At 59.5% G+C, this 9,138-nt stretch carries 9 protein-coding genes; 1 reads left to right on the plus strand and 8 read right to left on the minus strand.

What is annotated here, in order from left to right; genetic code table 11:
* Window positions 1-71 precede the first annotated feature (71 nt).
* Both B7L09_RS04675 and B7L09_RS04680 read right to left on the minus strand, forming a co-directional pair.
* Window positions 72-566: a cupin domain-containing protein gene (locus B7L09_RS04675; RefSeq protein ID WP_094467913.1), complete on the minus strand. Its 495-nt coding sequence runs from the start codon at window positions 564-566 to the stop codon at window positions 72-74.
* Between the two features lie 255 nt (window positions 567-821).
* Window positions 822-2,681, minus strand: a complete 1,860-nt coding sequence (locus tag B7L09_RS04680; protein ID WP_094467914.1) for an ABC transporter ATP-binding protein — start codon at window positions 2,679-2,681, stop codon at window positions 822-824.
* Between the two features lie 276 nt (window positions 2,682-2,957).
* Here B7L09_RS04680 and B7L09_RS04685 point away from each other — a divergent pair, with 276 nt between their 5' ends.
* The gene (locus B7L09_RS04685) at window positions 2,958-3,653 is read left to right on the plus strand and encodes a tRNA (adenine(22)-N(1))-methyltransferase (protein WP_255141759.1); all 696 of its coding nucleotides are present in this window, start codon (window positions 2,958-2,960) and stop codon (window positions 3,651-3,653) included.
* 59 nt (window positions 3,654-3,712) lie between these two features.
* Here B7L09_RS04685 and B7L09_RS04690 read toward each other — a convergent pair whose 3' ends face one another.
* From B7L09_RS04690 to B7L09_RS04715, 6 genes are all read right to left on the minus strand, one after another.
* Complete coding sequence (locus B7L09_RS04690) at window positions 3,713-4,063, minus strand: antibiotic biosynthesis monooxygenase family protein (protein WP_094467916.1); 351 nt, start codon at window positions 4,061-4,063, stop codon at window positions 3,713-3,715.
* 33 nt (window positions 4,064-4,096) lie between these two features.
* Complete coding sequence (locus tag B7L09_RS04695) at window positions 4,097-5,080, minus strand: zinc-dependent alcohol dehydrogenase family protein (RefSeq protein ID WP_094467917.1); 984 nt, start codon at window positions 5,078-5,080, stop codon at window positions 4,097-4,099.
* A gap of 63 nt (window positions 5,081-5,143) precedes the next feature.
* Window positions 5,144-5,446, minus strand: a complete 303-nt coding sequence (locus B7L09_RS04700; protein ID WP_094467918.1) for an ArsR/SmtB family transcription factor — start codon at window positions 5,444-5,446, stop codon at window positions 5,144-5,146.
* A gap of 91 nt (window positions 5,447-5,537) precedes the next feature.
* The gene (locus B7L09_RS04705; protein WP_094467919.1) at window positions 5,538-6,464 is read right to left on the minus strand and encodes a Gfo/Idh/MocA family protein; all 927 of its coding nucleotides are present in this window, start codon (window positions 6,462-6,464) and stop codon (window positions 5,538-5,540) included.
* A gap of 228 nt (window positions 6,465-6,692) precedes the next feature.
* Window positions 6,693-7,466 (minus strand): L-iditol 2-dehydrogenase, encoded by a 774-nt coding sequence (locus B7L09_RS04710; RefSeq protein WP_064452769.1) that lies wholly within the window; start codon window positions 7,464-7,466, stop codon window positions 6,693-6,695.
* A gap of 197 nt (window positions 7,467-7,663) precedes the next feature.
* Window positions 7,664-8,923, minus strand: coding sequence for an ABC transporter substrate-binding protein (locus B7L09_RS04715; RefSeq protein ID WP_438269291.1), 1,260 nt, complete (start codon window positions 8,921-8,923; stop codon window positions 7,664-7,666).
* Window positions 8,924-9,138: the final 215 nt, after the last annotated feature.

Genomic DNA, 9,138 nt, shown 5'->3' on the forward strand with positions numbered 1-9,138 from the left:
GACCAGCATGCTGATTTCATACTCGCGCTTGCGTCACCGGGCCAAGGGCTGAGCCTGCCCCCTTCTCCTTTTCACTTTGACGCATGACGAGGATCGTCACGACGGTCAATGTACTCAAGCCCCAGCGGACCTGTTCCATACACCTGAGAAATATATTCCCCCGATCTGGCCCAATGAAAATGCGGAGTATTGGCCGGGAGCACCACGACACTGCCCAGGCCATAAGCGATCAACTTGTCCGGATCAAATACCGAGCCAAAACCAATGTAAAACACACCGGACATGACGGTGTATATACGGTCTTCAGGATGGGTATGGGGCATTAACTTCGTGCCATTCGGCACTTTGACTCGCACAACGTAGGGGCCTGGCTTGGCGGGATCACCGACCAATACGGCGAGTTTTACTTCTTGCGGAAACGCTGGAAAGCTTCGCCACTCCACCTCTTCGTTATACGAAGCACCGGTTTTACCGAGCGGCAGTGGTTGTGCTTGAACCACCGACAGGGTTGTACACAGGGCAAGAAACGTTGTCAGGCAAGCAGTTTTCATAATGCTCTGAATCATGGGAGGCACCCGAGAAAAATGTCCTCTCCACTGTAGTGGCAGTGCTCTCCTGTGATAATGCCGCTGATGCGTATTTCAGTTGATACGCAATGTAATCAATTCAATAACAAATGTAAGAACAGCTTCCCGGTTCACGGCGATGGCTAGCTGTGATCTCACTTCGTGAGCGTATGCGCTAACACAACCTCAACTGGATGGCNGAATTCGGTCCGGGCTCTGCAAATCAACAGTTCGCTCGGACACGCACCCTCCCCCTCACACCTGATCCATCGCCTCGAACACGCCCTTGTCTTCTCCCAGGAACCCGCCGCTTTGATGCTGCCACAGCCGCGCATAGACGCCGTTCTTCGCAAGCAATTCGCTGTGAGTGCCCTGTTCGATGATGCGTCCGTCATCCATGACGATGAGCCGGTCCATGGCCGCAATCGTGGACAGACGATGGGCGATCGCGATCACGGTCTTGCCCTGCATCATTTCATCGAGGCTTTCCTGAATGGCGACTTCGACTTCCGAGTCCAGCGCGCTGGTGGCCTCGTCAAGCAGCAGGATCGGGGCGTTCTTGAGCATCACACGGGCAATTGCGACGCGTTGGCGCTGGCCGCCCGACAGTTTGATGCCGCGCTCACCCACAAGGGTGTCGTAGCCGGTACGGCCTTGCCGGTCGCTCAGTTGGCTAATGAACCCATCGGCCTGGGCATTGGCCGCGGCGCTGCGAATTTGCGCGTCGGTCGCATCGGGACGGCCGTAGGCGATGTTGTCGCGAATAGAACGGTGCAGAAGGGAGGTGTCCTGCGTGACCATGCCGATGGAGCCGCGCAGGCTTTCTTGCGTCACATGTGCGATGTTTTGGCCATCGATGCGAATCACCCCGCTGTCGACGTCATAGAAGCGCAGCAGCAGGTTGATCAGCGTGGATTTACCAGCGCCAGAGCGGCCAACCAGGCCGATTTTTTCGCCCGCACGAATGCTCAGGCTCAGGCCATCGAGCACTTGGCGCTCGCCATTGTAATTGAAGCTCACCTTCTCGAAGGTGACTGCGCCGCCTGAGGTCACTAGCACGCCCGCACCCGGTGCATCCTGCACCTTGGCGCCCAGGGTCAGTGTCGCCATGCCATCCTGTACGGTGCCAATGCTCTCGAACAGCGAGGTCATTTGCCACATGATCCAGTGCGACATGCCATTGATCCGCAACGCCATCGCGGTGATCGCAGCCACGGCACCCGCGCCAACCTCCCCCAGGTGCCATAGCCACAGGGCATAACCACCGGCGGCCATGATCAACGCCACCACTAGTGCCTGGTTGACGATCTCGAACTGGCTGACCAGACGCATCTGGCGAAAGCCGGTTTGCTTGAAATCCTCCATCGCGGCACGCGCGAAGTGCGCTTCACGATTGGAGTGAGAGAACAGCTTGACCGTCGTGATGTTGGTGTAGGCGTCCGAGATACGCCCGGTCATCATCGACCGCGCATTGGCCTGTTCCTGCCCGACTTTCCCCAGACGGGGAACGAAGTACAGCATGGCCAGACCGAACAACACGACCCAGGCAACGAACGGCAGCATCAGTTTCAGCGCGAAGCCGCCGGCCAGTGCGATGATCGCAATGAAATACACCCCGATCCCGGGTGCGATCTCGATCAGGGTGAAGAGCACGTCGCGCACCGCCAGCGCCGTCTGCATCACCTTGGTAGTGACTCGGCCGGAAAACTCATCGGAAAAAAACGAAAGGCTTTGCCGCAGCATCAGGCGATGGAAGTCCCAACGCAGCCGCAACGGCAAGTTAATCGCCAATATCTGGTGCTGCACCATGGTGCGCAACGCCACCAGCCCGACGCTGGTTACCATGACGATGCCCATGCCCCACAACACGCGACTTTCCTGCGCCGCCGCTTCACCACCCGCCTGCCAGGTCGAGAGCAGGTCCACGACCTGACCGAGGAAGGAAAACAGCCAGGCTTCGTAAATCGACACGCAGGCACTGAGCAGCGCAAGCGCAAGGATGTAACCGCGGGCGCCCCGGGTACAGGCCCACAGGAACCGAGCCAGGCCGGCGGGTGGCGGTGGTACCTCGTCAGGAGGAAAAGGGTCGAGTCTTCGTTCAAACGCACGAAGCATGGTGTTCTCCAAAACGATCAAGTGGGGGAGATTCTGCCATTGAACGGTTGCTTTGAGGGTTTTGTGAAATTGAGGTAAGGCGCTGTTGGCCGATTGCACCGCCGAACTGACTCAGCGATGGCAGAAAGTGCCCGGATTCATGTTCGCTTCGAGCGCTAAGGCGCGGCGCGATCCATGGCCCCGGTCGCAGGAATTTGAAATGCACGGCGTTGCTCGCCAGAATGGCGCCCCGATTCGGCCAACGTGCCGGACGTTCGTGGTGAAAAGGGGTTGCGGTTGAACGAACAGACATTGTCCATGCGCCTGGAACGCGTGGCGGCGCAGGTGCCNGTGGGCGCGCGCCTGGCCGATATCGGCTCGGATCACGGCTACCTGCCGGTGGCGCTGATGCGCCGGGGCGCCATCGCATCGGCGGTGGCCGGCGAGGTGGCATTGACGCCGTTCCACTCGGCCGAACGCACCGTGCGCGAGAGCGGCCAAGACCTGCAAATCACCGTGCGCCTCGCCAATGGCCTGGCGGCCATCGAACCCAGTGACGGCATCACGGCGATCAGCCTCTGCGGCATGGGCGGCGAGACCATTCGCGACATCCTCGACAGCGGCACTTCGCACTTGAGTGGCCGCGAACGCCTGGTCCTGCAACCCAACGGCGGCGAACAACCCTTGCGCCAGTGGCTGATGGACAACGGCTACCAGATCCTGCACGAAGAGCTGCTGCGGGAAAACCGTTTTTACTACGAGATTATTGTCGCCGAGCGCGCCGAGCCGGTTACCTATACCGCCGAGCAGCTGTACTTCGGCCCGCTGCAAATGCAGGCCCGCAGCCCGGCGTTCCTGCTCAAGTGGCAGCGCATCCTGCGCCACAAGCAGCAGACCCTGACCCACTTCGCCCGGGCGCGGCAGGCCGTGCCCGAGGAGAAGGTGCAAGACATCGCCCGGCAGGCCCGATGGATCACTGAGCTGCTGGCTTGAAATTGTAAAGGGCTTACGCGAACAGTGCCGAGCGGTGATCCGGCAAAGCTACAAACGCCTCAGGCAACAGCATTCCCCATCCCGACGGCGCTGTTCGGATCATCATATTCACCTGTAGCAAAAGCTCCCCCCTCAAGGTGATAGACCGTCGGTTCTTCCGAAAAATATTCCTCCAAGCCCATCATGAATAGCCGATGGTCTTCACTCGCCTCGAAGCCCGGCGTGTGATCCTCGAGTGATTGCCATCGCACGATCAGGTTGAATAGCTGGGGGGTTTCGATCCCTTGCGCGAGCAAGTGACCGCGGTAACCCTTTGCTCGGCAGAGCAAAGGGGCGACCTCGGCAAATGCACGCCTGAACGTTTCAATGTGTTCTTTGTGCACGGGTAGCAGAGCGATTTCATAAATCATGGCGTTCCCCTAAAGCGAGTTCAACGGTCAACATTACGCACTGACGAGATGGGACGACGGCCCTACGGCAATCGCGATTTTTCCTTGAAGACCGTTGTTGGGCCTCTCCAGAAGCGCATGGGCGAGCGCAATGTCGGCGAGCGAATAGACGGCGCCAACGTGCGGTCGCAGCTGACCGCGCGCTATCAATGCGCTCAACTCATCAAGCTTGCCGCGGTTTTGTCTTGTGAAAACGAAGTGATAACTCGCGTTCTTGCCCCAGGCCTGAACAACATTTTGTGGCTGGGCAATGTCCACAATCGAGACCACGCGGCCAAGTTGTGCGAGCACGTCGGGGCTACGCGACAGTGTGTTGCCGCCGATGGTGTCGAACACGACATCGACTCCGCGACCACCCGTTTCCCGGATGATGGCGTCGACGTAATCCTCCTTCTCGTAGTCGATGATCACGTCGGCCCCCATACTTCGTGCGAACTCAACGTTTGCTTCGCGCACGGTCGTGAACACCCTTGCTCCGATGGCTTTTGCCAGCTGGATCGCCACATGACCGACGCCTCCCGCGCCGCCGTGGACCAGGATGCTTTCCCCCACTCTGAGCGCCGCACGCACGACCAGTGCTTCCCACGCCGTTCCGCCGACCAGGCTCAGGCTTGCCGCCTCAAGATGGCTGAGCGAAGGAGGCTTCTTCCCGACAATGCTTTCGGCAGCAACGTGGTACTCGGCGTAACTGCCTGGCCCGTCAAATATTTGCGGGGTGTACCAGACCTCGTCTCCCGGAGCGAAGGTCGTCACACCCGACCCGACGGCTTCGACAACGCCAGATACGTCGTGTCCGGTAATGGCCGGCAGTTGTACCAGGTCGGGATAATCGCCACGTCGTACCTGGTAATCCAGCGGATTGATGGAGGTTGCGTGTACCCGGACCAGGACCTGTCCTGCGTGCGGCACTGGCTTGGGCACGTCGCGAAGTTCGAACGATTCCGGGCCGCCAAATGATTTGAGTATGAGCGCTTTCATGGTCAATCCTCGTTTCGATAAAAAGGGATATCGGGATTTTTCGATATCTTGTGGTAAAAAAAACTACAGTTCTTGCCCTATGATCTCGGCAAGAGCCCTGATGGTTGCTTCATTGCGCTTGTAGTAGGTCCACTGACCGATGCGCCTGACTTCGACCAAGCCCACTCGTTGCAGCGTTGCCAGATAATCAGACACCGTCGACTGCGACAGGCCGACGCCTTCTTGAATACTACTGACGCAGACGCCCACCGTATGAACGTCACCTTCATCCTGCGGAGGGAAGTTCTTGGCCGGATCCTTCAAACCTTTCAAGATTTCAAGGCGTGTACGGTTTGAGAGGGCTTTGAATATTTCGAGTAATTCCATGACCCGAAGATATCGAAATTTACCGATATGTCAATATATCAATGCACGAGCCTCCGGCTGAGGCTTGCCTCAACCTTTGCCCGAGCGGACGTTAGTCGTAGAACGGCTCAACCGATACCCGACTGCCGACAAAAAAACTGTCGGCAACCAGTCGCAGCGGCTGGAGGTCCAGGTCACTGGTTTTGTCGCCAATCAGCTGTTGAAAATGTCGATACACCGCCGCGTACTCGCCCTCCTCCGAGACGGCCTGGCGCACGCCGTCGATACTCAACAGCGCGCCACCATTGTCCAGTCGCAGGGTGCCTTCGGTGCAGCGAATCTCGATGCTCCAGAGTTCCTCATGTCCGTGATCGAAATCGAACGCTGCGCGGACGTCGAGGTGACAGGCGTCAGACATTTTGATGGAAGCGGCAATCGGCGACTGGCAGTTGCTGGGGACTCGCAGCTCGGCAGACTCGACAAACAGCGGCAGCGGCAGCAGATGGGTTGCAATCGACAATGCATTGATACCCGGGTCGAAGACGCCCAGGCCGCCGGGTTGCCAGATCCAGGCCTGACCGGGGTGCCATTTGCGCACGTCTTCCTTCCAGTCGATCTGCACGCTTTGCAGGGTGCGGTTGGCCAGCCAGGCTCGGGCGGCTTCGATGCCGGGCGCGTAGCGTGAATGCCAGGCGAACAAACCGCTGACGCCTTGCTCCTGCGCCTGGCTCACCAAGGCCATCGCTTCACCCAGCGTGGCGCACGGCGGTTTTTCGACCAGCACGTGCTTGCCAGCGGCCAGCGCTTGTTGCACCAGCGCGAAGCGACCTTGCGGCGGCGTGCAAAACGCAATCGCATCGACCTGCGGACCCTTGTCGAGCAGCTCGCCCAGGGACCGAAAGTTCTCGACCCCGGCGCAGGGCTGCCCTTGCGTGGCGACAGACACCAGCTGGAACGCGGGGTTGGCGTGGATCGCGGGAACGTGTTGGTCCTGGGCAATCTTGCCGTAACCCACCAGACCGAGACGGATCGGTTGCATCGATGACTCCTGATTCTTTGTCTTGTTTTAGTTGTCGAGTCGGCAAGATTACGTTTGTGTAACGAGGAAGTCATTGATGACGTGCTTACGTTTCATCCTGCACGAGAGCTTGAGCGCCGGCATCCCTGCTAACGAACGCTTTGGGTCGATATCAAGCCGCCGGCTGATGACTGGTCACACAGTGAATCCCCCCGCCACGCACCGTCGCCACGCCGGCGCAAAAACAGGTCAGCTCATCCAGTTACCGCCGTCGACGTTGTAGGTTTGGGCAACCACATAGTCGGCCTCTTTCGACGCCAGAAAAATCGCCATTCCGGTCAAATCCCCGGCCGTGCCCATGCGCCCGAACGGCACCTCAGCCCCTACCCGCTGCTTCTTCTCACCGGGCGCCAGGCCTTCATGCTTGGCGAACAACGCGTCCACGCCGTCCCAATGCTCACCGTCCACTACACCGGGAGCAATGGCGTTGACGTTGATGCCCTGCTTGATCAGGTTCAGCCCCGCCGATTGCGTAAGGCTGATCACCGCGGCCTTGGTCGCGCAATAGATGGCCACCAACGGTTCACCGCGCCGCCCGGCCTGGCTGGCCATGTTGATGATCTTGCCGCCGTGCCCCTGGCTGATCATTTGCCGCGCCGCCGCCTGCAAGGTGAACAGCGTACCGGCCACGTTGATCGAGAACAGCCGGTCATAGCTGTCGCGGGTGATGTCGACGATGGGTGCGAGGTCGAACAGCGCGGCGTTGTTGATCAGGATATCGAGCTTGCCGGCATGGGCGACCACAGCGGCAATCGCGCCGTCGATGGAGGCTTGGTCGGTGACGTCCATCGCCACCGCATAAGCCTGTGGGCCCAGTTCGGCCGCCGTGGCTTGGGCGCGTTGCAGGTTGATGTCGGCGATGGCAACCGTTGCGCCTTCGGCGATATAAGCCTGGGCAAAAGCGCGGCCGATCCCGCGCGCCGACCCAGTGATCAGCGCGCTCTTACCTTCCAGTCGTTTCATGGGGGGTTCATCCGTTTTCTAACATTCGGGTAAGCCCGATCAAGGGCAGGCGGGGTGTAGCGTTCAGGCAGCGAGACGCATCAGGACAGACCCGCTCCCACATTAATTGCGCAATCCTGTGGGCGCGCGGCTTGTCCGCGATGGAGGCCACTCGGTGTCCAGACAAACCGGGACAGTGGCCCCCGATGCACCGTTGGCTACTTGGGATAACCGGCGCGTTTCATTTCACGTTCGGTGGAGGTCTGTGCGGCAGCGAGTGCCTGATCGACCGACATTTGCCCCGTCAGCGCAGCGGAAAACAGTTTCCCCACGGAGGTGCCTATCGCCTGGAACTCAGGAATCGTGACGTACTGAATGCCCACGTAGGGCACCGGTTTGGCCGAAGGGTGCGCGGGGTCTGCGTGTTTCATCATTTCCAGCGTCACCTGGGCAAACGGTGCGGCCTTCAAATACGCCTCGCTATAAGTGGACTGGCGGGTGCCCGGCGGTACGTTGGTGATGCCCTCTTTATCGGCGACCAATTGGATGTAGTCCTTGGAGGTTGCCCAGCTGATAAAGGCTTTGGCGGCGTCCTTATGCTTGGACGTGGCCGGGATTGCCAGGGACCAGGCATAAAGCCAGGAGGAGCCCTTGTCAGTGACTTCGGTTGGGGCCGCGGCAAAGCCTACGTCATCAGCTACCTTGCTCTGGCTCTTGTCGGTGGTGAAAGAGCCGGCGACGCTGGCATCCACCCAGATCGCGCATTTGCCGCTGTTGAACAGCGCCAGGGTTTCGTTGAAACCGTTGCTGGAGACGCCCGGCGGGCCATAGTTTTTCAGGGTGTTGACGTAATAGTTGGCGGCTGCCGTCCACTCAGGGCTGGTCAATTCGGGCGTCCACTGTTCGTCGAACCAGCGCGCGCCAAAGGCGTTGGCCATGGTGCTGAGCAGTGCGATGTTCTCACCCCAGCCGGCCTTGCCGCGCAAGCACATGCCGTATTGGCCTTTATCTTTTGCGGTGAGCTTGGCAGCGAACTCACCGAGCTGGGTCCAGGTCGGGTGCGCGGGCATACTCAGGCCGGCTTGCTTGAACAGATCGGTGCGGTAGTAAGTGACCGTGCTTTCGCCGTAGAACGGCAGGGCATACAGGGTGTTGTTGACCGACAGGCCCTGGCGCACCGAAGGGAAGATATCGTCAGCGTCATAGTCAGCCGGCAATTGGGTCAGCGGTTCCAGCCAGTGTTTGGCGCCCCACAGCGGCGTTTCGTAGGTGCCGATTGTCAGCACATCGAATTGCCCGCCCTGGGTGGCGATATCGGTAGTGAGGCGCTGGCGCAATACGTTTTCTTCCAGCACCACCCAATTGAGCTTAATGTCCGGGTGCTGCTCCTCGAACACCTTGGACAGGCGCTGCATGCGGATCATGTCGCTGTTGTTGACCGTGGCGATCGTGACGGTGTCGGCGGCGTAGCTGGGCATGGCCAGCGCCAGGCCGGTCAGCAGGAACAGCGCTTGCGGGAGCTTGGCTTTGCAGGTCGGGAGCATGGCGGTTTCCACCTGTTGTTTTTGTTGTTGAGCGTCGATTACAGCAGCTTCAAATACAGCTGCGCAGCCATGGTGGACGGCTTGATTACACCAGCTTGGAAAACCCCGGACAAACGCACAGCGAATGCACAGCTGATACTTTTTTAACC

Source organism: Pseudomonas mandelii (assembly GCF_002251635.1).
GTDB classification, from domain to species: domain Bacteria; phylum Pseudomonadota; class Gammaproteobacteria; order Pseudomonadales; family Pseudomonadaceae; genus Aquipseudomonas; species Aquipseudomonas mandelii_B.

Excerpts from the sequence above, each read along its gene's own strand:
- B7L09_RS04675 (WP_094467913.1), bottom strand. The coding sequence starts at position 566 with ATGATTCAGAGCATTATGAAAACTGCTTGCCTGACAACGTTTCTTGCC.
- B7L09_RS04680 (WP_094467914.1), bottom strand. The coding sequence starts at position 2,681 with ATGCTTCGTGCGTTTGAACGAAGACTCGACCCTTTTCCTCCTGACGAG.
- B7L09_RS04690 (WP_094467916.1), bottom strand. The coding sequence starts at position 4,063 with ATGATTTATGAAATCGCTCTGCTACCCGTGCACAAAGAACACATTGAA.
- B7L09_RS04695 (WP_094467917.1), bottom strand. The coding sequence starts at position 5,080 with ATGAAAGCGCTCATACTCAAATCATTTGGCGGCCCGGAATCGTTCGAA.
- B7L09_RS04700 (WP_094467918.1), bottom strand. The coding sequence starts at position 5,446 with ATGGAATTACTCGAAATATTCAAAGCCCTCTCAAACCGTACACGCCTT.
- B7L09_RS04705 (WP_094467919.1), bottom strand. The coding sequence starts at position 6,464 with ATGCAACCGATCCGTCTCGGTCTGGTGGGTTACGGCAAGATTGCCCAG.
- B7L09_RS04710 (WP_064452769.1), bottom strand. The coding sequence starts at position 7,466 with ATGAAACGACTGGAAGGTAAGAGCGCGCTGATCACTGGGTCGGCGCGC.
- B7L09_RS04715 (WP_438269291.1), bottom strand. The coding sequence starts at position 8,923 with ATGCCCAGCTACGCCGCCGACACCGTCACGATCGCCACGGTCAACAAC.